Raw genomic sequence first — 24389 nt, forward strand, 5'->3', positions numbered from 1 at the left:
TCGCTCAGGCTTCGGGGGAGGCGCACTCGAACCGACGCCCCGCCCGCGCACCGGCTCAGCCGAGCCCCCAGGTATGCCCGAGCCGGTAGGCGGCGCACAGGTTCACGTCGAGGAAGTAGGAGCCGGTGGCCCCGCACTGCTCGCTCCCGCTCCCGGGGTCGACGGGCTGGCCGTGCCCCATGCCGGTGATGCTGTACGTCTCCACGACGGCGTTCCCGGACGGGTCCCGGAAGACCTGGTGGGGGTACCCGGCGACGGTGTCGCCGACGTCGGCCGTCTGGTCGGCGCCGTGGACGTCGGTCCACTGCTTCATCAGGTCGGTCATGTTGACGGGCTTGACGGTGTAGTCGGCCGTCCCCTGGAAGACGGTGAGCGTCGGCCAGGGCCCGCCGTATCCCGGGCGTGCGGCCCGCACCCGGTCACCCCACTGCTTCGCGGTCTGGGTGGCACCGACGTACATGCACACGTACGGCGACCCGGCGGCCTGCGCGCACCCGTACGGCAGCCCGGCGACGATGCCGCCCGCGGCGAACTTCTCCGGATACGCCGCCATCATCACGGCGGTCATGCCGCCCCCGGCCGACAGTCCGGTGACGTACACCCGCCCCGGGTCACCGGAGACGTCGGCGAGCTGGCGGTCGACCATCTGGGCGATCGACGCGGCCTCGCCCTGGCCGCGCTCGATGTCCCCGCTCTGGAACCAGTCGAAGCAGTTCGAGAGGTTGTTGCTGCTTTGCTGCTGCGGCAGGACGACGGAGAACCCCCACCGGTCGGCGAGCTGGATCCACCCGCTGCCGGTGCCGTATCCGGCGGCGTCCTGCGTACACCCGTGCAGCGCGACGACCACGGGCCGCCCGGCGGGAAGCCCACCGGGGACGTACCGGAACATGCGCAGCGCACCGGGGTTGCTCCCGAACCCGGTGACCTCCTCGAGGGAGGCCGCCGTGGCCGTGCCGGGCGTGAGGAGGGCGGCGAGAAGGGCGACCAGGAGACTCGCCAGGACGAGAAAGCGACGTGCGGCTCTGGTGTGCGTCATGCCGGGACCGTAGGAACCGAGGCGTCCCGCCGATATGGGGTGGCACACCACAACCGGCACACCGCCTGTGTGCGCGCTACGGCGGGGAGCCGTACGCTCAGGCGTCGCGGGAGGCGTACGCGAGGAACACGTTCCAGACCTCCGCAGACACAGCGAAGCGGGGGCTTCGATCTCCGAGCTTGGAGTCGCGGACGTGGACGGTTGGGCTGGATTCCCCGCATGAGTGCGCGACTTCCAGGCAGGCGCTCCCTTCGGAGTCGCTATAGCTGGACTTGAACCATGACAGTTCGCCGCTCACAGCTCCCCCGCCACCTTCCTGATGAACCGAGCCGACTCCTCAACGCTAAGCGCCTGCATGCGGATCATGCCATAGCGCTGCGTCAGCGTACTGAGCTTGTCGCCGTCGGAGTACAGGGCCCCTGTCGACTGTCCGTCCACAAAGGCGTAGCGCTCGTGGTCGGTGGTTTCCGCGAGCACCATCGGACCACTGAGCGCGGCCGTCGGAGCGGTTGAGAAGGGAAGCACCTGGATCGAGAGGTGCCGCTGCTTCCCCACCTCAAGCAGGTGGTGGCACTGCCTGTGCATCACGTCCTGGCTGCCGACCACGGAGCGCAGGGCGGCCTCATGGACCACAAAGCTGAAGTGCGTCGGAGGCTTCTGCGTGAGTTTCTCCTGCCGTTTCAGTCGCGCCGCCACGCGCTCTTCCACCGTATCGTCGTCCAGCGGTGGACAGTTGTTGCTGATCAGCGCTCGCGCGTACTCGGGAGTCTGCAACAGGCCGGGAATCAGCAAGGGCTCGTACCACTGCACAGTGATCGCCTCGGCCTCCACCAACACGTACTGCTGCGCCCGCTGCGGAAACGGCTCCGGCTTGAGGAACTCGTGCGCAGCCACCAGCTTCCCCCGCGCCCTGCACATCTGATCCGCGGCCTGCAACAACCGCAGCGTCGGCCGCCGCCTCCCGCACTCCATGGACTTGACGTACTCGTAGTCGTAGCCGGCCTCCTCGGCCAGCGCCTGGCGGCTGACCCCGGCCTCTTCCCGCCACAGCTTCACCTGCCCACCGCAGTACCGCCAGTTCTGCTGCGCCTGCTGGGACTCCCCCGAAGCCACGACACCCCCAACGGTCTCCCGCCGACACAGCGTGTACAGCCACGCTGTGTACCCACTCCGCCACTCGCGGAGGCTACGCGGCAACCACCAGCCTGGCCCCACGAAATGACGGAGAATCACACGCAAGGAACCACTACCGCATGCCAGACTCCCCCTCCGCCGTGCCGAAGGACATCGAGTGGCGCCTCCCCCGCCACGCCCGCAGCGTGAGCCGGGCCCGCACCCTCCTCCGCGAACAGGCCACCTCCTGGAAGCTCCCCGACGAGGTGACGGAGACGGCCGTACTCCTGCTCAGCGAGCTGATGACGAACGCGTACCGCCACGCGAAGGTCCCCCCGGGCCGGGAGATCCGGGCCCGCTGCGTCCTGAAGGCGGGCCGCCTCCACATCTCGGTGACGGACGCGAACGACACGCTGCCCACCCCCCGCGACGCGTCACCGGACGACGAGTCGGGCCGGGGCCTGGCCCTGGTGACGGCACTGGCGGACGCCTGGGGCGCCGAGCCCCGCCCCGGCGGCATCGGCAAGACGGTCTGGATCGAGTTGGCGGCGCCCGCACGTCAGCTACCAGCAGGAACCCGTGCGACGCCAAGAATGATTCCCGTGCTGTTGTCCGCTCCCGCCAGTACCGTAGGCAGCAGAGAGCACCCGACGAAGGAGCCTCACGTGACCACCCAGCCTGATCACGGGCAAGAGCTGATCCCTCGACCGGAACGGACTCCCGAGGCCGTCCGTGTCGCGCTGGCTCGCGTCGCTCCGCACCGGATCAGTGACATGGAGCGACACAAGGAACAGGCCCTCACCGCCGCCATTGCCGATGGAAAGATCGGCCATCTCCGGCACTGGCTCGCTTATTGGCAGGCACAGGTCGAGATCGAACGACGCCCTGACCTGTCCGCCCGCTACCGCGCCGCACTCACCGCAGTGCACGGCACGAGCAGTAACAACGACCCCGCATTCCGATCCGCCATGAACGAGCTGGCCGCCGTCGAAGCCGAGGCCCAGCGGGCGGTGTCCGCGTGACCTGGCAGTGGGAGTACGACCCGGACGAACAGCACGTCGCGGGCGGCGCCCCTCCCGCGTTCCTCGCCGAGGTCGAAAAGAAGGCGGACGAACTGGTCCGCGCCGCAGCAGCCTTCTACCTCGACGGCACCGCATACCAGGGAGAAGGGCCGAAGGGAGGCTTCGCCCACGTGTCCGGGGGCTTCTTCAACTACCTGATCGTCCCCCGACACGAACGGCTCTACGTCATGCAGGTGACGTTTCTTTGATCACCGTGACCGACCAACCTCGTCTTACTCGGCCGCGGTGAGTCAGCCGAGCCCGAGATCTCTGCCGCACTTCACGTAGAAGGGCTGGTGGAACAGGGATGACTCCCCGCTCCACCTAGGTCATGCGCATTGATACCCGCCCTCACATCGGCCATAGGGACCGAGGACCAGCTCATTCAGCCGTCGCCGCAGACGGAACCCGCATTGTCCGCGAACTGTGTGGGCCCCGCTTCATCGCGGCCCTCACCTCGCCAGCGGGGCGATCCGGGAGGCACAACTGTTCCGTCAGGCCGGTAAGCCCGAAGTCGCCGGAATAACCCAGTTCTACGTACATTAGACGCTTCTGGGGCATGAATCCTTTCCTGCACGCGGGGGGTGTACAACGGGTAGGCGGTCTTGACGACGAAGCCGTACCAACCCTGACCGTTGTGACGCTTGACCTTAATCAAGATGGCACCGCCCAAGGGTGGCCAGAACGCATCGCCCGCATCCGCGCATGACAAAGGCCCCGCCGCTCTGGAGCGACGGGGCCTTGCCCACATGGGGTTCAGGAAGCCGGTGGCCTCCCGATCGTGGAGATGGCGGGAATCGAACCCGCGTCCAACGGTGAAGAATCAGGGCTTCTCCGTGTGCAGTCCGCTGTGCTTTTCTCGGCCCCGGAGATCACGCGGACAAGTCTCCGACGGGCCCAGTCACTGTTTGGTTTCCCTCTTCACCCCGTGACCGGGATCAAGGTTTAGTTCCCTAGCTGATGCCAGGATCCGGGTCGGGAACATCCCCGGGCTGACACTCCCTTTAAGTAGGGCAGCCGCTGCTCGCTACCTGATCAGGCAGCGAGGGCCAGCTGGCCCTGGGAGAGATCGCGCTTGGAATTGGCGATTATTTTTTTCGGCCTGTGGTTTACGAGATCATGGCCGCTTCCTCGACACGCTTCCCCTGCTTCGACAGCCGCTGTCGAAACCGATCATCCCCATGTTGATTTTTCAATCGGCGTCCCTCGTGGAGAGGGACTCGCACCGGCTGCGCGGTGCGGTTGCCATCGTACGGGATCAACGCATCCCGTCGCCAGCGTATTCCCGGCGGTCACCCCGCCGTCGTACCCGGTCCAACACCATCGGGTGCCCCGTTGTTCCCGGCTCACGCCCGTGGTCCCAGGCCCACGCCCGTGATCCCAAGCCCACGCCCGTGTTCCCCGGCTCACCCGGTGCTCCCCGCCGATGCCCGCCGCAGGCGACGCGCTCACGCGCCCCGCTGCCGGCGCCGTGCCGCGGAGATCGCCCGCTCCGCCTCGCGGCGGTCCTGCTTCTCGCGGAGCGTCTGCCGCTTGTCGTACTCCTTCTTGCCCTTCGCCAGCGCAATCTCGATCTTGGCGCGGCCGTCCTTGAAGTACAGGGACAGGGGCACGATCGTGTGACCCGTCTCCTGCGCCTTGGACTCCAGCTTGTCGATCTCGTCGCGGTGCAGCAGCAGCTTCCGCTTGCGGCGGGCGCTGTGGTTGGTCCAGGTGCCCTGGCTGTACTCCGGCACGTGCACGTTGTGCAGCCACGCCTCGTGCCCGTCGAGCTGCACGAAGCCGTCGACCAGCGACGCCCGCCCCTGGCGCAGCGACTTCACCTCGGTGCCCATGAGGACCAGACCGGCCTCGTAGGTGTCGAGGATGTGGTAGTCGTGCCGCGCCTTCTTGTTCTGCGCGATCAGCTTGCGCCCTTTTTCCTTAGCCATAGTGCCGCCCATTTTCGCACTACAGGGGGGTGTGCGGGGAAGTCGATTACCCGGTGTGCGGCGCGTCGCTACGAGACGTCGCCCAGGCCGCCGAGCACCGTCTCGGCCCGCTGGAGCGCCTCGTCGTCGGCCTCCAGATCGGGGGTGATGCCACGGCCGTCGACGCTGCGCCCCGCGGGGGTGCGGTAGTGGCCGACGGTCAGCTCGGCGACGGAGCCGTCCGGCAGGCGGCTCGGCATCTGGATCGAGCCCTTGCCGAAGGTGCGGGTGCCCACGACCACCGCGCGGCCGCGGTCCTGGAGGGCACCGGTGAGCAGTTCGGCCGCGCTCATCGTGCCGCCGTCGACGAGCGCGACCAGGGGTCTGGTGGTGTCGCCGCCCGGCTCGGCGCGCAGGGCACGCTGGTCGCCGTGGACGTCGTACGTCGCCACCAGCCCGCCGTCGAGGAAGGCGGACGCTGCGGTGACGGCCTCGGCGACGAACCCACCGGAGTTCCCCCGCAGGTCGAGCACGATCCCGCCGCCCTCGGGCGCCCGGTCGACGGCGTCCCGTACGCGGTCCCCGGAGCCCTTGGTGAAGGCGGTGACCTTGATCAGGGTGATGCTCCCGGCGAGCCGCCGCACGGTCACCGAGTCCGTCGACAGCCGGGCCCGGCGCAGCTCCTCGCTCCAGGCGTGCGTGCCGCGCTGCAGACCGAGCCGCACCCGGGAGCCGGCGCCCGCGTCGTCGGCGTCACCGCGCAGCAGGGAGACGACCTCGGTGACGGGCCTGCCGGTGACGGCCTCGCCGTCGATGCTGCGCAGCAGGTCGCCCGCGCGGATCCCGGCGCGGGCCGCGGGCGAGCCGGGCTGCACCCGGGTCACCTCGATCCGCCCGTCGCTCTCCCGCCTGGCCGACAGCCCGACGCCGGTGTACTCGCCGTCGAGGGCCTCCTGCAACTCCTCGTACTCCCCCTGGGAGTAGACGGCGCTCCACCGGTCGCCGCTGCGGCTGACCGCGCGCTCGGCGGCCTCCATCGGGGACTTTCCGTCGGCCATCGCCCGCGCGGCGGCCTCGGTGACGTCGTCGTGGCCGACCGGGACCACCGACTCCGCGGGGGGCTTCTTCGAGCCGGTCGCGTCGAACGAGCCGGTCGCGGCGCCGGCGACGAGGACGCTCGCGAAGACCAACGTCAGGGCCGCCCCGTGGCGGATGCGGCGGGGCTGACAGAACAGGTCACGGCCTGACATGCCGGTGAGTCTAGGACAACGCATGGGGGCGTACGGGCGGTTGCCCGTACGCCCCCATTGGCGTGCGTCACACCTTCAGGTACTTGCGCAACGCGAAGAACGCGGCCAGCGCGGGCATCAGCAGGCTGGTGGCGAGTATCAGCGGCAGCTTCGTCAGGACGGCGTCCCAGCCGATGAAGTTGATCAGGTTGAGCTTGTGGGACAGGTCGAGGCCGTGGTCGATGATGAAGTACCGCGCGATCAGCAGGAAGCCGCAGGCGACCGTGCCGCCGATGAGCCCGGCGACCGCGGCCTCCATGATGAACGGCGCCTGGATGTAGAACCCGGAGGCGCCGACCAGCCGCATGATGCCGGTCTCACGACGACGGCTGAACGCGGAGACCCGCACCGTGTTGACGATCAGCATCAGCGCGACGATCAGCATCATCGCCATGACCGCGCGGGCGGCCCAGTTCATGCCGTTGAGCAGGCCGAAGAGGTTGTCCAGGATGCCCTTCTGGTCCTGCACCGACTGCACGCCGTCACGGCCGTTGAAGGCGGATGCGATGACCTGGTACTGCTCCGGGTTCTTCAGCTTGATGCGGTACGACTCCTGCATCTGGTCCGGGGTGAGCGAGCTGGCCAGCGGTGAGTCGCCGAACTGTTCCTTGTAGTGCTTGTAGGCCTCGTCCTGGGACTCGTAGGTGACCTTCTCGACGACCGACATCTTCTTCAGGTCGGAGAGGATCTGGTCCTTCTGCTCCTGGGTGACCGCGCCCTTGGAGCAGTTGGGGTCGGACTCCGCGTCGCTCTTGTTGCACAGGAAGATCGAGACGTTGACCTTGTCGTACCAGTAGCCCTTCATCTGGTTGACCTGATCGCTCATCAGCAGCGATCCGCCGAACAGGGCGAGGGAGAGGGCCACCGAGACGATCACCGCGAAGGTCATCGTCAGATTGCGGCGGAGACCGACACCGATCTCCGACAGAACGAACTGCGCGCGCATGGCGTCTGCTCAAGCCTTTCCGTGGAACTCAGTGCTGGTAGCCGTAGACGCCGCGCGCCTGGTCGCGGACGAGGCGGCCCTTCTCCAGCTCGATGACGCGCTTGCGCATCTGGTCCACGATGTTCTGGTCGTGGGTCGCCATCACCACGGTCGTGCCCGTCCGGTTGATCCGGTCGAGCAGCTTCATGATGCCGACGGAGGTCTGCGGGTCGAGGTTGCCGGTGGGCTCGTCCGCGATCAGCAGCTTGGGCCGGTTGACGAAGGCCCGCGCGATGGCCACGCGTTGCTGCTCACCGCCGGAGAGTTCGCCCGGCATCCGGTCCTCCTTGCCGCCGAGCCCGACGAGGTCGAGCACCTGGGGCACGGACTTGCGGATCTCGCCGCGGGACTTGCCGATGACCTCCTGGGCGAAGGCCACATTCTCGGCGACCGTCTTGTTGGGCAGGAGCCGGAAGTCCTGGAAGACCGTCCCGAGCTGGCGGCGCATCTGCGGCACCTTCCAGTTGGAGAGACGGGCGAGGTCCTTGCCCAGGACGTGCACCTGTCCGGTGCTGCACCGCTCCTCGCGGAGGATCAGTCGCAGGAAGGTGGACTTTCCGGAGCCGGAGGACCCCACGAGGAAGACGAACTCGCCCTTCTCCACCTCGAGGGAGACATCCCTGAGTGCGGGGCGGGTCTGCTTGGGGTAGACCTTGGAGACGTTGTCGAATCGGATCACGGATGCACCACGGGCCGTTGGGGGTAGGTGAGCGTGACCATACGCGAACCGGGTACAGGAGCGCAGTCGCCGGTCATGATTACGTGAGAGTTGCGCGTTTTGTCATAGTCCCACGGGGTACGGAGGGGCGCTGTGACGCCCTCCACGACCACGGGACGGGCCGAGCCCGCGCAGCGGCTCGCGGAACCTGGCACAGTGGAGTGGGAACTGTTGCGTTCCCGGAAACGTTGTGTACGTGAAAGCGGCACGAGGAGGGCGAGGCGCATGACGTACGACCGATTGGTGTGCGCGAACTGCGCGGCGCCCGTGAGTGAGGGCCGCTGCCCCGTGTGCCGTGCCAGCCGGGAGCGCCTTCAGCAGGAGAACCCCTGGTCGGGGCTCAGCCCGGCGGCGCTGATCGCCATGGTGGCCGTGCTGATCGCGGCGGTGGCGCTGCTGGCGCACCAGACGGCGTAGCGGAGCGGGACGACAGACCGGACAGACGTACGGGAAGGGCCCGGGGCGATGCCGCCCCGGGCCCTTCTCACGTGTTTCTCACGCCTGTGAGTGACGCGATGCGCCCCTCGCTCAGGCGGCGGCCCCGCCGCGCCCGCCGACCAGGCGGGGCAGCACCCGGAAGCCGATGCCGCCGGCGATCATGGTGGCCGCGCCGACCAGCAGGAACGCGGTCTGACCGGCACCCGTCTCGGCAAGCTGCTTGCCGCCGCCCTGGGCGGAGGTGGCGGTACCGCTGTCGGAGCCCGTGTCGGTCAGGACCGAGGAGCCCTTGTCCTGCTGGACGGGGCTGTTGCCGCCGTCCGGGTTGGTGTTGTCGCCGGTGCCAGTGCCCGTGCCGGTACCAGTGCCGGTACCGCTGCCGCTGCCGCCGGGCGCGGTGGTGGTGGGACCGTCCGTCGGCTCGGTCGGGTTGCCGGTGGGCTGACCCGGGTCGGAGGGCTGCCCGGGGTCGCTCGGCTGACCCGGGTCGGAGGGCTGCCCGGGGTCGCTCGGCTGACCCGGGTCGGAGGGCAGCCCGGGGTCGCTGGGCAGGCCCGGGTCGCTGGGCAGGCCCGGGTCGCTCGGCTGGCCCGGGTCGCTGGGCTGACCCGGGGCGGTCGGGATGCCGGTGTTCCCGTCGGTCGGGTCGTCGTTGACACTCACGCCGGCACCGATACCGGTGTTGTCGACGCTCGCGCCGATCTTGATGTCGAGCGCCGAGGCGGCACCCGCGGCGGTCAGCGAAGCACCGGCGGCGATCACCGCGCCGGCCGCTATGCGCGCCACCCGGATCCGCGTCTTCTTGGTCATTAGGCTGCTACCCCCAGTAGCTGATCGTCATTGGAGCAGCGTCCGGGGCCACGGCACTCGGGGACGGCTGTGGTGTGAGAAAGCCCCCCGGTTCACATGCGCCCCAGATATACGCATGCCGCGCTTTACCCTTCCGATTTTTCAAAGCAACGTCAAGGTCGTTGCGCGCGCGATGTCCCATAAGGCGCCTTTTACGGGAGAAGCGGAGCTGTGAGTGTGATGTAAAACCCAGACATCCGGAGACAGACAAGGCAACTGCCCTAGCTCGATGGGCAGTTGCCTTGTCGACAAAGCGCTGTTTTGCGCGGCCTTTCTCCGGCGGTGCCGGCGCGGCCGCCGCCGCTTTACTTCTCCTGCTGCTTGCGCCAGCGAATTCCGGCTTCGATGAAGCCGTCGATCTCGCCGTTGAAGACGGCCTCGGGGTTGCCGACCTCGTACTCGGTGCGCAGGTCCTTGACCATCTGGTACGGGTGCAGGACGTACGAGCGCATCTGGTTGCCCCAGGAGTTGCCGCCGTCGCCCTTGAGGGCGTCCATCTTGGCCTGCTCCTCCTGGCGGCGCCGCTCGAGGAGCTTGGCCTGCAGGACGTTCATGGCGGTGGCCCGGTTCTGGATCTGGGACCGCTCGTTCTGGCAGGTGACGACGATGCCCGTGGGCAGGTGCGTGATGCGCACCGCGGAGTCCGTCGTGTTCACGCCCTGGCCGCCGGGACCGGAGGAACGGAAGACGTCGACCCGGATCTCGGACTCGTCGATCTCGACGTGGTCGGACTGCTCCACGACGGGGAGGACCTCGACGCCGGCGAAGGACGTCTGGCGCCGCCCCTGGTTGTCGTAGGGCGAGATGCGGACGAGCCGGTGGGTGCCCTGCTCGACGGAGAGGGTGCCGTAGGCGTACGGCGCCTGGACGGCGAGGGTCGTGGACTTGATGCCGGCCTCTTCGGCGTACGACGTCTCGTAGACCTCCGTCTTGTAGCCGTGCCGCTCGGCCCAGCGCAGGTACATGCGCTGCAGCTTCTCGGCGAAGTCGGCCGCGTCGACGCCGCCGGCCTCGGCACGGATGTTGACGAGCGCCTCGCGGGCGTCGTACTCGCCGCTGAGGAGCGTCCGCACCTCCATCTCGTCCAGCGCCTTCTTCACCGCGGCGAGCTCGGCCTCGGCCTCGACGCGGGTGTCCGGGTCGTCCTCGGCCTCGGCGAGCTCGAAGAGCACCCCGAGGTCGTCGATCCGGCCGCGCAGGGCCTCGGCCTTCCGCACCTCGGCCTGGAGGTGGGAGAGCTTGCTGGTGATCTTCTGCGCCTCGTCCGGGTTGTCCCAGAGGGACGGCGCGGCCGCCTGCTCCTCGAGCACGGCGATGTCTGCCCTCATCTTCTCGAGGTCCAGAACGGCCTCGATCGACTCCATGGTCGAGGAGAGGGACTTCAGCTCTTCGGATACATCGACGACTGCCACGCATCCAGCGTAACGGCTCCGCCAGGCGCGCCATGCCGGGTGACCGCACGGTCACGGGACGCCCGAAGCCGGGGTGCCGCCCCTGGGGGCTCCGCCCCGGGGGTCCCGATCGGCCCGACGGCCGGCGACGCGGTCCCACCGCGGTGGCGTCGGCACACGCGCGGCTGCGGGCCGTCCGTGGCCGGTCGCGCGGTTCCCCACGCCCCCTTGTCGCACGGCTCCACGCGCCGCTTCCGGGCGCGCCACCGCTCCTCCGGCCCCCCGGCTCAGGGGGACGCCGGAGCCGAGTTTCCCGACGCCGGGGACGGGGCTCCCGTGTTGTCACCCGAGGTCGCCCACCATGCGCCGGCCCCGATCGCCGCCGCCAGGAGCGCGGCCGCCACGCCCAGCGTGATCCGGCGGCGACGGGCCGCCGCGCGGTGGCGGGCCGAGCCCGGGCGGGGGCTGCCGGGGGTGCGCGGCGCGCGGGCCGTGCCGCGGGCACCGCCCGCCAGTTCGTCCGGGCCCGGCACCCGCATCGAGGTGTGGGTGTCCCGGTTCGAGTCCGGTTTCGCCCCGGGCACCAGCGGCACCGCCCCGCGCCGCGTCCGCGTCACCTCCGGCTCCCCGGGCGTCGTCTCGTACGGCTCCTCCGCCGGCTCCGCCTCCGGTTCGTCCACGTCCAGCGGCGGCATCCCCGCGAGGAGCGGGAGCTGCTCCCGCAGCCGCGCCGCCAGCTCCGAGGCCCGCAGCCGCGACGCGGGCGCCTTCGCCAGGCACTGGACCATGAGCTGCCACAGCTCGTCGGGGATGCCGGGCAGGGGGACGACCGTCTCCGTGACATGGCGGCGCAGCACCGCGCCCGGGTGGCCGCCGCCGAACGGCGTGAAGCCCGCGAGCAGCTCGTACAGGACCGTGGCCAGCGCGTAGATGTCCACCGCCGCCCTCGGCGGCAGGCCCTCGACGATCTCGGGCGCCAGATAGTCCGGAGTGCCGATGATCTTCGTGGCCTTGCTGCGCCGCGGCGAGTCGATCAGTTTGGCCACGCCGAAGTCCGTCAGCAGCGCCGGGTGCGCCCCGCCGGGGCCCAGCGGCCCCTGCATGTCGAGCAGGATGTTCTCCGGCTTCACGTCCCGGTGCACGATGCCCGCCGCGTGCGCCGCCGCCAGCCCCTCCGCCACGTCCGCCACGATCGCGACCGCCGCCTCGGGCGCCAGGCGGCGCTCCCGGTCCAGGCGGGTACGCAGGTCCGTGCCCCGGACCAGGTCCATGACGAGGGCCAGGTCGGTGCCGTCGACCACCAGGTCCCGTACGGACACGACGTGCGGATGGTCGAGCCCCAGCAGCGCCGTGCGCTCCTGGACGAAGCGGCCCACGAGCTCCTGGTCGGAGGCGAGGTCCTCCCGCAGCAGCTTGATGGCGACGGGCCCGTCCGGCCCCTCGCCCAGCCACACCGTGCCGGCGCTTCCCCGCCCCAGGATCTGGTGGGCGGTGTACCGGCTGCCGATCTTCCGTGCCAAGTCTGCTCCTACTGGGGACGCGTGTTGCCGACCCTGCGCCGGACCCGGTCGACAAAACTACGCGTCCGAAGCGGCAACCTTCACCGAGGAGCGGGAAATCACTCGTCGGATGTCGACAAATCCCCAAGCTCGGTGCACGGGGGCCGCCCCGGAGCCCGCTACTTGTTGTTCAGCTTCCCGATCCAGTCGGACACCTTCGAGAACCAGCCGCTCAGCAACTGCCAGTACGACTCGGTCGTGCCGATCCAGTGCTGCAGCGGGCTGAACTCCCACACCAGCCACCCGGCGACGAACAGGATGACGATCGTGAACAGGCACCCCTTGAGGCAGCCGAGTCCCGGGATCTTCATCGGGTTCGCGCTGCGCTGCCGCGGCGGCCGGGGCTCGCGCGCCGGCCGGGGCGCCGGCTGCTGGGGCTGCTGAGGCGCCGGCGCGTAGCGCTGCGGCTGCTGCTGCGGGGCGGGTGCGTACTGCTGCGGCCGGGGCGCGTACTGCTGGGGCTGCCCCTGCGGACGGCCGTACCCGGGCGCGGGCTGCTGCCCCTGCGGCGGGCGCTGCTGGGGCCGCGCCACCTGCCGCTGCGGCCGACGGCGCAACGGGTCCTGGCCGGGGTCGAGGTACGCCTGGACCTGGGTCTGCTCGTTGCGGTCGCGGGCCGCGCGGAGCTGGCTCTGCCAGGGGTGCGGCTCCTCCTGCCGGGGCTGCCCGCCCGGTCCGCCCGGTCCGTGCGGCGGCACGGGCGGCATCACGGCCGTCGGGTCGGCGGCCCCGTTGGTGGGCAGCACGGCGGTGGGGTCGGCGGCGCCGGGCGGGGTGTGCGGCAGAACGCTGGTCGCCGCGTTCGGGTCGTACGACGCCGCCGTGCCCTGCGGCAGCACCTGCGTGGGGTCGGCGGAGCCGGGAACGGTCGCGGGGGCCGGGTCGGGGCCGAGCAGCGCGCCCACGCCCTCGGCGGCGGCGATCTGCGCGGCGCTCGCGTGCACGCCGACGCCCTCGGCGACCACCCGCAGCGCCCGCGCCAGGTTCTCGGCGCTCGGCCGCTCCCCCGGGTTCTTGCGCAGGCAGCGCTCTATCACCGTCCACAGCGGGTCGGGCACCGTGGACGGGCGGCGCGGCTCGGCGCTGAGGTGCTGGTGCAGCACCTCAAGGGCGGAGTCGCCGGAGAACGGCGGACGCCCGGTGACCAGCTCGTACAGCAGGATCCCGGCGCCGTAGACGTCGACCGCGGAGGTCTGCGGCCGGCCCTCGGCCGACTCGGGGGCGACGTACGCGGGCGTGCCCACGAACTCGCTGGTGCGGGTGAGGCCGGGCGAGTCGGCCAGCCGGGCGATGCCGAAGTCGGTCAGCATCGGGTGCATCTGGCCGTCGTGCTGCGCGAGCAGTACGTTCGCGGGCTTCAGGTCGCGGTGGACGACGCCGTCGGCGTGGCTCGCGGCCAGCGCGTCGGCGATCTGGGCGGTGAGCAGGGCGGCGGCGACGGGGGTGAAGGGGCCGTTCTCGCGCAGGTAACGGTGCAGGTCGGGGCCGTCGACGAGGTCCATGACCAGGGCCAGCAGGTCGCCCTCGACCACCAGGTCGCGGACCCGCACGATGTTCGGGTGGGTCAGCCGGAGCAGGACGGACCGCTCCCGCAGGAACCGCATCACGATGTCGGGATCGCTCGCCAGCTCCTCCTTGAGGACCTTGATCGCCACGGTCTCGCCGGGCCGGCCGGCGACGGCCGCCTCGGCGCCCGCGGTCTCCCTCTGGCGGGCTCGCCAGACGGTGCCCGTGGCGCCGCGTCCCAGCGGCTCCTCAAGGAGGTACTTGCTCCCTACCGGCCGCACGTCATGCGCTCCCTGTTGCTTGCTTCTCCGGTCGTCCACCGCGCTACCGGTGTTCCGCCCACTGTAGTGCCGAGGTACCTGGCACCGAGCTGTCGACGGCCTGTGGGTCCCGTGCCGTGCATGGATGAGGTACGTATCCGGCTCCCACACCTGTTCGATGACAAGACGCTCGCTTGGGTTCAGTTGGTTGCCCGATCCGGGCGTGACCGATCTCAAGCGAGCACCGGCAGGACACTGGTCAGGCACTTTTACGGGCAGAGCCGACCAATCAAGATCATTTGACGGTGGACGGCGGGCGCGCTGTCGGTGGCAGGTGCGAGGATGCCTTCCGTACTGGCCGATGTGCTCGTGTGCGGTGGGGGGAGTCCGCGGTGGGGGACCGTGGCACGGCTCCTTCCCCGTCCTCGGGCGCCCGCACGCGCGGGAGCCGAAGGGGTGCGTCGGTGTCGAGGTGGACCGCGCGCGGGCCCGATGGGCCGGGCACGGTCGCGGTCCCGGCACCGGCTCGAGCGCCCCGTGGGCGAACCGCGGACGCAGACAGAAGGGACCGCTGACGGCGATGCAGATCCGGCTGACCGTCGTAGCCCCACCGGCCCCGCACACGGAGTCACGGGTCCGCGCCCCGGGCTGCGACGTGCTGGTCACCGCGCCCGCCGGGACGGCGCTGGCCGCGGTGGCGTCGGGCCTGGCCTCGGCGGTCGGCGGGGAGGCGGGCGCCGCCCAGCCCGAGCGAGGCCGGGAGCCCGGGACCGGTCCGGTGGTGCTGTACGCGGGCGCCGAGCGGCTCGACCCGCAGCGCTGCACGCTGGGCGAGCCGCCCCTGCTGGACGGCGCGGTGCTGACCCTGGGGGCGCCCGCGGAGCCGGGCCCGGAGCCGGACGAGGGCGCGGCCCAGTTGCACGTCGTCGCGGGTCCGGACGCGGGCGGGGTCCATCTGCTGCACGGCGGGGTGATCCAGGTCGGCCGCTCCGCCGACGCCGACGTCCCGCTGGACGACCCGGACGTCTCCCGGCTGCACTGCGCGGTCACGGTCGCCCCGGACGGCCGCGTCTCGGTCGCCGACCTCGGCTCCACCAACGGCACCGTGCTGGACGGCCGCCGGGTGACCGACCACCCGGTGCGCTTCACGCCGGGCGCGCTGCTGCGGCTCGGCGAGTCGGCCCTGCGGCTGGTCCCGCCCGGTCGGGCGCGGTCCGTGGAGACAGCGCCGGACGGAGAGGGGCATGTACGGGTGCGGCGGGCGGAGGAGCCCGGAGAGCCCACGGGTCCGGCAGGGGCGGCGACCGCGGCGCACCCGCACACGGGCAGCGCCGCCGGTGAGGGCCGCACCGAGGACGGCCGCACCGGGGAGGGCCGCACCGGCGGTACATCGCCGAACGGACACGGCCCGGGCCCCGCTCCCCGCGACGGGCGCCCTTCCTCCGGCGGCACCCCGTCCCCCGGCGGCCTCCCCGCCGCCGACACGCACCACGGCTTCGGCGTCACCGGATGGGGCGCCTCCGACGGGGTGGTCCCGGGGGCGCAGCAGCACGACTCCGCCGAGCCGCCCCTTCCGGCGCACGCCGTACCGGGACAGGGCGGGGCGGACGGGAGCACGCGCAAGGGCACCCCGCTGCGCGGCACGGACGTGCCGCCGGGGCTGCGCAGGCGCGGCGGGTTCACGGCCTGGGCACGTCGGCTGACGGGGGGCCGCGGCGAGCAGGGCGGCACCGGACGGGACGCGTACGACGACGGCGGGGGCACCTCGGCGCCGCCCGTGGCCCGGGCGCCCGAGAAGTGGCCGGATCCGGCGGCGCTGCTGCTCACCGCGCTCGGCCCGGGCCCGCGGCTGTGGGAGCGCGGCCCGGGGCACCCGGAGGCGCTCACCGTGCGGCTGGGCACGGCGGACCGGGCGGCGCCGGACGGTTCGGGACTGCTGCCGGCGGTGCCGGTGACCGCGGGGCTGCGCGAGGTGGGCGCGCTGGGGCTCGCGGGGCCGCGCGCCCGGCTGGCCGGGCTGGCGCGCGCGGTGGTGGCGCAGCTCGCCGCGCTGCACTCCCCCGACCTCCTGGAGCTGGTCCTGATCAGCGCCGACCGCACGCGCCCGCTCCAGGAGCGCACCGCCGACTGGTCCTGGCTCGGCTGGCTCCCCCATCTGCGTCCGGCCCACGGCCAGGACTGCCGCCTCCTGCTGGCCTACGACCGCGAACAGGCGACGGCGCGCACCCAGGAGCTGCTGCGCCGCCTGGAGGACCAGTCGGCGGACCAGGACGCCCCTCTTCCCGCCGCACCGGACGTCCCGGCACCCCGGGGCGCCGCCCGCCGCCCCTCCTGGGCGCGGGGCGACGCCCACGCGGGGCCGTACTGCGTGGTGATAGTGGACGGGGACCCCGGCGGCGCGGACGTACGGGCGGCCGTGGCACGGCTGGCCCGGGAGGGGGCGCGGGCCGGGATCCATGTCGTCTGTCTGGCCGAGGCGCCGGCGGCCTCGCCCGCGTCGCCGGTGGCGGAGACGTACGAGGCGGCGTGCGCGGCCTCGCCGGTGTTCCGGGAGTGCGGGGCCGTCGCGCTGCTGAGCGGTGATGTGGCCACGGCGCTGCGGCTGCTGCGGGTCGCCCCGGGGCAGGGCGCGGACGCCGCGCCCGCGCCCGTGGGGCACGGCACGGTCGCCGCTCTGGACGCGGTGTCGGCGGCGTGGGCGGAGCGGTTCGCGCGGGCGCTCGCCCCGCTGCGGACGGACGGCGCCGGAGAGCGGCACACACGCGTGTCGGCACCGCTGCCCCAGACGGCGCGGCTCCTGGACGAGTTGGGGCTGGCGCGGGCCACCCCGGCCTCGCTGATGGCCCGTTGGGCGGACGCGGCGGACGACACGGCGTCACCGGGCGGGCGCGCCCGGGCGGTGCTCGGCGCCGGTCCGCGCGGTCCGGTGGGCGTGGACCTCGCCGGCGAGGGGCCGCATCTGCTGGTCGAGGGGCCGCCCGGCAGCGGGCGTACGGAGCTGCTGCGCGCCGTCGCCGCCTCGCTCGCGTCGGCCGAGCGTCCGGACCGGCTGAGCATCGTCCTCGTCGAGGGCCGCGACGGCGCCAAGCACGGCGGCACGGGCGGGGACGGTCTGCGGGTGTGCACGGATCTGCCGCACGTGACGACGTATCTGGCGGCCAACGACCCGGTGCGGATGCGGGAGTTCGCGCAGTCGCTGAGCGCCGAGCTGAAGCGGCGGGCGGAGCTGCTCGGGCTGCTCGGTTTCGCCGAGTGGCACACGCGGCAGGAGGTGTCGAGGCGGATCGGGCCGCAGCGGTCGGCAGGCACGGAGTCGGGCGACCTCGACAGTCCGCCGAGTGTCACGCTGCGGCTGCGTCCGGCGGCGACGCGGCAGCGGACGGAGCCGGGCCCGCCGCTGCCGCGGCTGGTGGTGCTGGTCGACGATCTGGACGCGCTGCTGTCCCCGGCGCTCGGCTCGCCGGGCCGCCCGGCGGCCGGGTCGGTCGTGCGGGCGCTGGAGGCGGTGGCCCGGGACGGGGAGCGGCTGGGTGTGCACCTGGTGGCGGCGGCGGGGCCCGGCGGGCGGACGGCTCAGTGGGAGCCGGCCCGGGCGGCCTCGCTGCGGATAGTCCTGGAGGCGGTGACCGCGGGCGCGGACGAACCGGGGCCGGGGCGTGGCCGGCTGACGCGGGCCGACGGCAGGGCGACGCCGTTCCAGGCCGGGCGGATCACGGGGCGGATTCCCCGGACGGCGACCGTACGGCCGACGGTGGTGCCGCTGGAGTGGCACCGCATGGGGGATCCGCCGGCCCGGCGTCCCGTGCGGGAGCTGGGGAACGGGCCGACGGACCTGGCGCTGCTGGCGAGTGCGCTGGAGCGGGCGGCGCGGTCGGTCTCGGCGGCGGAGGTGCCTTCGCTTCTGTGACGCCGTCGCCGTCCCTCCCGGACCCGGCGGCTGCCGGGCGGCACCGGCACCTCATCTGACCGTACGTCACGACGTGATCACAATCGGCCAGTTGACAGTGCAGGCGCTCTTGCCGCCCCGAACCTCCCCGCGTAGACCAGAGCGCACGGACAGCAGCTCGAACGTTCGACGAGGGACGGAGAACGGGGCAGTGATGCGCAACGCGAGCAGCACCATCCGGACACTCAGGGCCGCCAGGACCGCGGCCGCCGTCATCGCGGGAGCACTGGCGCTCACGCTCACCGCGTGCGGCGGAGGCGACGACGACAAGGGCAGCAGCGACAACAGCAGCGGAAGCACACCGACCGGTACCGGCACGACCGTGACGCTCCCGAAGCTGAACGGGCAGAGTCTCGAGGTGGCCGCCGTCTGGACCGGCGGCGAGCAGAAGAACTTCAAGGCGGTCCTCGCCGAGTTCGAGAAGCGCACCGGCGCCAAGGTCACCTTCGTGCCCGCCCAGGACCCGATCATCAACTTCATCGGGTCGAAGATCGCCGGTGGTCAGCCGCCGGACGTCGCACTGCTCCCCCAGCCCGGCGCCATCAAGCAGGCCGTCGACAGGAAGTGGGCCAAGCCGCTCGGCCCCGAGGCGCAGGCGGAGCTCGCCAAGAACTACTCGCAGGGCTGGCAGGACATCGGCAAGGTCGGCGGCAAGCAGTACGGCGTCTACTACAAGGCCGCCAACAAGTCCCTGATCTGGTACAACGCGAAGGTCTTCGAGGGCGCGAACGGCAAGGAGCCGAAGACCTGGCAGGAGCTGCTGACGGCGGCGCAGAACGTCTACGACTCCGGTGTCACCCCGTTCTCCGTCGGCGGCGCGGACGGCTGGACCCTCACCGACTGGTTCGAGAACGTCTATCTCTCGCAGGCGGGCCCGGAGAAGTACGACCAGCTCGCCCAGCACAAGATCAAGTGGACGGACCCGTCGGTCAAGCAGGCCCTGACCACGCTCGCCCAGATCTGGGGCAAGAAGGACTACATCGCGGGCGGCCCGAACGGCGCCCTGCAGACCGAGTTCCCGGCCTCGGTCACCCAGACCTTCACCGGCGGCGACCAGCCGAAGGCCGGCATGGTCTTCGAGGGCGACTTCGCGCAGGTCAACATCGGCGAGACCAAGGCGAAGATCGGCACGGACGCGAAGGTGTTCCCGTTCCCGGCCGTGGGCGCCCAGCCACCCGTGGTCACCGGCGGTGACGCGGCCGTGATCCTCAAGGACTCCAAGGCGGCCCAGGCGCTCGTCACCTTCCTGGCCTCGCCGGACGCGGCGACCATCCAGGCGAGGCTCGGCGGCTTCCTCTCCCCGAACAGGAATGTCCCGGACTCCGCGTATCCGAACGCGGTGCAGCAGAAGATGGCCAAGGCGCTGCTCGCGGCCGGTGACGGCTTCCGCTTCGACATGTCGGACCAGGCCCCGCAGGCGTTCGGCGGCACGCCCGGCAAGGGCGAGTGGAAGGACCTCCAGGACTTCCTGAAGAACCCGACGGACGTGGCGGGCACGCAGGCGAAGCTGGAGAAGGACGCGGCGGCGGCGTACGGGAGCGGGAGCTGATCCGGCGATGACGTCGGCCACGGCGGCAGGGGCCCCGCCGGCCCCCGCCGCGCCCAGGAATCGCAAGAGCGTGACCGGCACCCGCAAGACGGTGGCAGCGCTGTTCCTGCTGCCCGCGCTGGTGCTGCTGGGTGCGCTCGTGGTCTACCCGATCGGGTACTCGCTGATCCGCAGCTTCCTCGACCGCTCCGGTGACTCCTTCGCGGGATTCGACAACTACCGGGCCCTGTTCACGGACGACGGGATCCGCACCGCGCTGAAGAACAACGTCATCTGGGTGGTGTTCGCGCCGACGGTGTCGACCGCGCTCGGCCTGGTCTTCGCGGTGCTCACCGAACGGGTGCGCTGGGGAACGGCGTTCAAGCTGGTCGTCTTCATGCCGATGGCGATCTCGATGCTGGCCGCCGGGATCATCTTCCGGCTGGTGTACGACCAGGACCCGGACCGGGGCGTCGCGAACGCGGTGTGGGTGGGCGTCCACGACACGTTCGCCCCGTCGTCGGCGTTCCCGAAGGCGCACCCCGGGCGCGAGTCGCCGCTGCAGCCGGACCGGGGCGGATTCATCACGAGGACGGCCGTGCACGCGGGCGAGCCGGTCGCGCTCCCCCTGGTCGGTGTGGCGCCCGACCTGATGCCGAAGAGCGCGAAGCCGGCGGTGCGGGCCAAGGCGGAGCCGGGCAAGGTCACCGGCACGACCTGGCAGGACTTCACGCGCGGCAGGGGCGTCGGGAAGCTCGGCGCGGTGGACCCCTCCGAGCAGGGGTACGCCGGCATGCGGATCGAGGCGGTGAAGAACGGCGAGGTCGTCGCCTCCACCAAGGCGGCCGGCGACGGCACGTTCACGCTGCCCGCGGCCGCGGACGGAGCACGCCTGCGCCTGCCGGCGAGCAACTTCAGGGAGCCGTACAACGGCGTCGACTGGCTGGGCCCGGCGCTGGTCACCCCGGCGGTCATCGGGGCGTACGTGTGGATGTGGGCCGGTTTCGCGATGGTGCTGATCGCGGCGGGGCTCGCGGGCGTGCCGCGGGAGCTGCTGGAGGCGGCGCGCGTGGACGGCGCGAACGAGTGGCAGGTGTTCCGCCGGGTGACCGTGCCGCTGCTGGCACCGGTGCTGGCGGTGGTCACCGTCACGCTGATGATCAACGTGCTGAAGATCTTCGACCTGGTCTTCATCATCCCGCCGGGCTCCTCCCAGGACGACGCGAACGTCCTGGCCCTGGAGCTGTACCGCAAGGGCTTCTCGGAGGACCAGCCGGGCATCGCGAGCGCCATCGCGGTGTTCCTGCTGCTGCTCGTCATCCCGGTGATGCTGTTCAACATCCGCAGGCTGAGGCGGGAGGTCCGGCGATGACCACGCAGGTCGGAAGTCTGCCCGAGGCGGCCCCGGTCACCGTCGTCAAGGCCCGGCGGTCCCTGGGGGCGCGGCTCGCGGAGAGGGCGGGCGGCGGGCTGCTGCGCGTCTTCCTCATCCTCGTCGGACTGTTCTGGCTGGTGCCGACGATCGGGCTGCTGCTCGCCTCGCTGCGCAAGCCGGCCGACATGAGCGCCTCCGGCTGGTGGACCGTCTTCGCCAAGCCCTCGCAGCTCACCTTCGAGAGCTACCAGAAGCTGCTGGAGAACAGCGACATCACCAACTCCCTGCTGAACACGGTCCTGATCACCGTCCCGGCGACGGTCCTGGTGGTCGTCATCGGCTCGCTGGCGGGCTACGCGTTCGCCTGGATGGAGTTCCCGGGCCGCGACTGGTGGTTCCTGGGCGTGGTCGGCCTGCTGGTGGTGCCCGTGCAGGTGGCGCTGATCCCGATCGCCGAACTGTTCGGGAAGATCGGCCTGTTCGGCACGGTGTTCGGAGTGATCCTCTTCCACACCGGCTTCGGTCTGCCCTTCGCGGTGTTCCTGCTGCGGAATTTCTTCGCGGAGATCCCCCGGGAACTGCTGGAGGCGGCACGCCTGGACGGCGCGGGCGAGCTGCGGCTGTTCGCCCGGGTCGTGATGCCGCTCGGCGGGCCGGCGATCGCGAGCCTCGGCATCTTCCAGTTCCTGTGGGTGTGGAACGACATGCTGGTCGCGCTGGTGTTCACCAAGTCCAGCACGCAGCCCATCACCGTCGCCCTGCAGACCCAGGTCCGCCAGTTCGGCAACAACATCGACGTCCTGGCACCGGGCGCGTTCATCTCGATGGTGATCCCGCTGGCCGTGTTCTTCGCGTTCCAGCGGCAGTTCGTGTCCGGCGTCATGGCGGGTGCCGTCAAGTAGGGCGAAGGGTACGGCGGTTCGTGGGGTGGACCGGCCCGGCGGTCCACCCTGCCGTCGCTCACCTGGGGTTTCCCGCGGCGTTCCCCCACATGCCGCGCGGCGCGTAACCAAACCACTCCATCGGACGTTTTCGGGCAGGTTGCCCGCGCCGATCCCCATGGATGCCCTTTGCCCAGGTTCAGTGTCATCGTCCCCGCGCACAAGGTTCAGGCGTACCTGGAGGAATGCCTCACATCCGTGCTGGAGCAGTCGTTCAGCGACGTCGAGGTGATCGCCGTCGACGACTGCTCGCCCGACGCCTGCGGGGCGATCATCGACGAGTTCGCCGCCCGCGACGCCCGCGTCCGCCCTGTGCACCTGCCCCGGAACGTCGGTCCCGGGCCCGCCCGCAACGCGGGCCTGCGGCAGGCGACCGGCGACTACCTGCTCTTCCTGGACGGCGACGACACCCTGACCCCGCACGCGTTGAGGGACATCGCCGACCGGCTGAAGGAGACCTCCGGCCCCGATGTCCTGGTCTTCGACTACGCCCGCACCTACTGGACGGGGAAGACCGTCCGCAACCAGCTCGCCGGCCTGCTCACCGAACAGGGCCCGGCCCCCTTCCGCCTGGACGACCGCCCCGGCCTGCTGTCGCTGCCGACGGTGGTGTGGAACAAGGCGTACCGCAGGGAGTTCGTCGAGCGCGGGGGCTTCGCCTTCCCGCCCGGCCACTACGAGGACACGCCGTGGACGTTCCCGGTGCTGCTGACCGCCGAGACGATCGCCACCCTCGACCGGGTCTGCGTCCACTACCGCCAGCGCCGCCGGGGCAGCGTCCTCGGCACCGCCGGCCGCCGGCACTTCGACGTCTTCGCCCAGTACGACCGGGTTTTCGCGTACCTCGATGCGCACCCGGAGCTGGCCCGCTGGCGGCCGGCGCTGTTCCACCGGATGACCGACCACCTGGCCGCGATCCTCGCCCGGCGCGGCCGGCTGCCGCACGGCTCCCGCGCCGAGTTCCTGCGCCTGGCCGCCGCCCACTACCGCCGCCACCGCGTCCCGGGCGCCCGCCTCCGGCCGCGCCACCTGCTGATCCGTTTCGGCAGCCACCGCACCTACCGCCTGCTGTCCCTGGCCTCCCGCCTCGCGCGCGCGGCACGGCGCACGGCCGCCGCGTTCGGCCGCCGCCTGGCCGCCGCCGCGCTCCAAGGGCACTACCGCATCCAGCGCCGCCTGCCCCTGCGCGCCGACCGGGCCGTCTTCACCCGGGACGCGGGCGGCCCGTACGGCTGCAACCCGGCGGCCCTGGAGGCCGCCTTCCGCAATCTGGTCCCGCACATCCGCACCGCCTGGATCGCCCGCCCCGAGCACCATCACACCGTCCCGGTGGCCACCCGTCGGCTGCGGCCCGGCTCGGCCGCGTACTGGACGGCGCTGGCCCGCTCCAAGTACCTGGTGCACAACGCCGACTTCGACCCCCGGCTGGTCAAGCGCCCGGGCCAGATCCTGGTCCAGACCCGGCAGGGCACGCCGCTCAAGCGCATGGGCCTGGACCTCCGGGACCGTCCCGCCGCGGCCCGCGACACGGACCTGGCCCGGATGCTGCACACGGCCGACACCTGGGACTACGTCGTCTCCGCCAACCGCCACTCCACCCTCGTCTGGGAGCGTGCGTTCCCGTCGGGCTTCACCACGCTGGAGTACGGGCAGCCCCGCAACGACGTCTTCGCCCGGGCCACCCGCGCGGACGTGGCCCGGCTGCGGCAGACGTTCGGCATCCCCGAGGGCTCGGTGGCGGTCCTGTACGCGCCGACGTACCGCGACTACCGCCGCGGCCACCGCCCCTCCCTGGACCTGGAGAGGGTCCTGCGCCGGCTCGGCCCGCGGTTCGTGCTGCTGATCCGCGCGCATCCCGCCAGCGGCGAGCCGCCGGCGCGGACGGTCGACGGGCGCATCATCGACGTCACCGGCCACCCCAGCGTGGAGTCGGTGTGCCTGGCCTCGGACGCCCTGATCACCGACTTCTCCGCGCTGATGTTCGATTACGCGAATCTGGACCGGCCGATCATCGTGTACGCGGACGACCGGGAGGCGTACGAGGCGGCCCGCGGCACCTACTTCGACGTGCGCGCCTTCCCGCCGGGCCCCGTCGCCCGCGACGAGGACGACCTGATCGACATCTTCGCGACGGGCCACTGGTGCGGCTCGCGCTCGGAGCAGCGGCGGGCCGCGTTCCGCGAGCGGTTCTGCCCGTACGACGACGGTCGCGTCGCCGAGCGGATCGTGCGCCGGGTGGTGCTCGGGGAGAACGCCTGGCAGCCGGCGGTCGTGCCGCCGTCGCACCGCCATCCGGCCCCGTCCGCCGCCGCGGGGCTTCCGGCCCCGCCGCTCGCCTCGGTCCCGGCGTTCGGCCGGGGCGTACCGGTCACCGAACACCCCTGAAACCCCGATCCCGGAGTCCCGATGCCGCGCAGGCCCACGCCCACCCGTCCGTTCACCTGGCGCCCCGCCGGACGGCCGGGGCGCTGACGCTCCCGCACA

19 protein-coding genes and 1 other RNA gene are annotated in these 24389 nt (G+C 71.8%); 8 read left to right on the forward strand and 12 right to left on the reverse strand.

Going from position 1 to position 24389, the window contains the following annotated elements:
• Positions 1-55: 55 nt before the first annotated feature.
• The 3 genes from ACZ4SW_RS26015 to ACZ4SW_RS26025 all read right to left on the reverse strand — a co-directional run bounded on the left by ACZ4SW_RS26015 (position 56) and on the right by ACZ4SW_RS26025 (position 2092).
• On the reverse strand, positions 56-1036 hold the full coding sequence (locus ACZ4SW_RS26015; protein WP_468250435.1) for an extracellular catalytic domain type 1 short-chain-length polyhydroxyalkanoate depolymerase: 981 nt from the start codon (positions 1034-1036) through the stop codon (positions 56-58).
• 97 nt (positions 1037-1133) lie between these two features.
• Complete coding sequence (locus ACZ4SW_RS26020; RefSeq protein WP_468250437.1) at positions 1134-1334, reverse strand: DUF397 domain-containing protein; 201 nt, start codon at positions 1332-1334, stop codon at positions 1134-1136.
• Positions 1331-2092, reverse strand: coding sequence for a helix-turn-helix domain-containing protein (locus ACZ4SW_RS26025; protein WP_468250439.1), 762 nt, complete (start codon positions 2090-2092; stop codon positions 1331-1333). The genes ACZ4SW_RS26020 and ACZ4SW_RS26025 overlap by 4 nt, the downstream gene beginning before the upstream one ends.
• A 197-nt stretch (positions 2093-2289) precedes the next feature.
• Between ACZ4SW_RS26025 and ACZ4SW_RS26030 the strand changes: the two genes are divergently transcribed.
• Both ACZ4SW_RS26030 and ACZ4SW_RS26035 read left to right on the forward strand, forming a co-directional pair.
• On the forward strand, positions 2290-3171 hold the full coding sequence (locus ACZ4SW_RS26030; RefSeq protein ID WP_468250441.1) for an ATP-binding protein: 882 nt from the start codon (positions 2290-2292) through the stop codon (positions 3169-3171).
• Positions 3168-3419, forward strand: coding sequence for a hypothetical protein (locus ACZ4SW_RS26035; RefSeq protein WP_468250443.1), 252 nt, complete (start codon positions 3168-3170; stop codon positions 3417-3419). Before ACZ4SW_RS26030 ends, ACZ4SW_RS26035 begins: the two co-directional genes overlap by 4 nt.
• 570 nt (positions 3420-3989) lie before the next feature.
• Here the strand turns inward: ACZ4SW_RS26035 and ssrA are convergent.
• The 5 genes from ssrA to ftsE all read right to left on the reverse strand — a co-directional run bounded on the left by ssrA (position 3990) and on the right by ftsE (position 8073).
• Positions 3990-4391: a transfer-messenger RNA gene (gene ssrA, locus ACZ4SW_RS26040) on the reverse strand.
• Between the two features lie 267 nt (positions 4392-4658).
• Positions 4659-5141 carry an SsrA-binding protein SmpB gene (gene smpB, locus ACZ4SW_RS26045; protein ID WP_468250445.1) on the reverse strand — a complete coding sequence of 161 codons (483 nt, stop codon included), beginning with the start codon at positions 5139-5141 and terminating at the stop codon, positions 4659-4661.
• Positions 5142-5209: 68 nt separating this feature from the next.
• Positions 5210-6370 (reverse strand): S41 family peptidase, encoded by a 1161-nt coding sequence (locus tag ACZ4SW_RS26050; RefSeq protein WP_468250447.1) that lies wholly within the window; start codon positions 6368-6370, stop codon positions 5210-5212.
• A 67-nt stretch (positions 6371-6437) separates the two neighbouring features.
• Positions 6438-7355 carry a permease-like cell division protein FtsX gene (gene ftsX, locus ACZ4SW_RS26055; protein ID WP_468250449.1) on the reverse strand — a complete coding sequence of 306 codons (918 nt, stop codon included), beginning with the start codon at positions 7353-7355 and terminating at the stop codon, positions 6438-6440.
• A gap of 28 nt (positions 7356-7383) precedes the next feature.
• Positions 7384-8073, reverse strand: coding sequence for a cell division ATP-binding protein FtsE (ftsE, locus tag ACZ4SW_RS26060; RefSeq protein WP_103841080.1), 690 nt, complete (start codon positions 8071-8073; stop codon positions 7384-7386).
• A 264-nt stretch (positions 8074-8337) separates the two neighbouring features.
• Between ftsE and ACZ4SW_RS26065 the strand changes: the two genes are divergently transcribed.
• Complete coding sequence (locus ACZ4SW_RS26065) at positions 8338-8529, forward strand: hypothetical protein (RefSeq protein ID WP_468250451.1); 192 nt, start codon at positions 8338-8340, stop codon at positions 8527-8529.
• Positions 8530-8640: 111 nt separating this feature from the next.
• Here the strand turns inward: ACZ4SW_RS26065 and ACZ4SW_RS26070 are convergent, their stop codons facing one another.
• The 4 genes from ACZ4SW_RS26070 to ACZ4SW_RS26085 all read right to left on the reverse strand — a co-directional run bounded on the left by ACZ4SW_RS26070 (position 8641) and on the right by ACZ4SW_RS26085 (position 14136).
• Positions 8641-9360 (reverse strand): LPXTG cell wall anchor domain-containing protein, encoded by a 720-nt coding sequence (locus ACZ4SW_RS26070; protein ID WP_468250453.1) that lies wholly within the window; start codon positions 9358-9360, stop codon positions 8641-8643.
• Positions 9361-9704: 344 nt separating this feature from the next.
• On the reverse strand, positions 9705-10811 hold the full coding sequence (gene prfB, locus ACZ4SW_RS26075) for a peptide chain release factor 2 (protein ID WP_468250455.1): 1107 nt from the start codon (positions 10809-10811) through the stop codon (positions 9705-9707).
• A gap of 266 nt (positions 10812-11077) precedes the next feature.
• The gene (locus ACZ4SW_RS26080) at positions 11078-12310 is read right to left on the reverse strand and encodes a serine/threonine-protein kinase (protein WP_468250457.1); all 1233 of its coding nucleotides are present in this window, start codon (positions 12308-12310) and stop codon (positions 11078-11080) included.
• A gap of 158 nt (positions 12311-12468) precedes the next feature.
• Positions 12469-14136 (reverse strand): serine/threonine-protein kinase, encoded by a 1668-nt coding sequence (locus ACZ4SW_RS26085; RefSeq protein WP_468250459.1) that lies wholly within the window; start codon positions 14134-14136, stop codon positions 12469-12471.
• Between the two features lie 559 nt (positions 14137-14695).
• Between ACZ4SW_RS26085 and ACZ4SW_RS26090 the strand changes: the two genes are divergently transcribed.
• The 5 genes from ACZ4SW_RS26090 to ACZ4SW_RS26110 all read left to right on the forward strand — a co-directional run bounded on the left by ACZ4SW_RS26090 (position 14696) and on the right by ACZ4SW_RS26110 (position 24290).
• Positions 14696-18022, forward strand: a complete 3327-nt coding sequence (locus ACZ4SW_RS26090) for an FHA domain-containing protein (protein ID WP_468250461.1) — start codon at positions 14696-14698, stop codon at positions 18020-18022.
• A gap of 193 nt (positions 18023-18215) precedes the next feature.
• Complete coding sequence (locus ACZ4SW_RS26095; RefSeq protein ID WP_468250463.1) at positions 18216-19610, forward strand: ABC transporter substrate-binding protein; 1395 nt, start codon at positions 18216-18218, stop codon at positions 19608-19610.
• A gap of 70 nt (positions 19611-19680) precedes the next feature.
• The gene (locus ACZ4SW_RS26100) at positions 19681-20961 is read left to right on the forward strand and encodes a carbohydrate ABC transporter permease (RefSeq protein WP_468250465.1); all 1281 of its coding nucleotides are present in this window, start codon (positions 19681-19683) and stop codon (positions 20959-20961) included.
• Positions 20958-21866, forward strand: coding sequence for a carbohydrate ABC transporter permease (locus ACZ4SW_RS26105; RefSeq protein ID WP_468250467.1), 909 nt, complete (start codon positions 20958-20960; stop codon positions 21864-21866). The genes ACZ4SW_RS26100 and ACZ4SW_RS26105 overlap by 4 nt, the downstream gene beginning before the upstream one ends.
• Before the next feature lie 168 nt (positions 21867-22034).
• Complete coding sequence (locus ACZ4SW_RS26110; RefSeq protein WP_468250469.1) at positions 22035-24290, forward strand: bifunctional glycosyltransferase/CDP-glycerol:glycerophosphate glycerophosphotransferase; 2256 nt, start codon at positions 22035-22037, stop codon at positions 24288-24290.
• Positions 24291-24389 lie beyond the last annotated feature (99 nt).

The organism is Streptomyces sp. NPDC028331 (assembly GCF_055565775.1).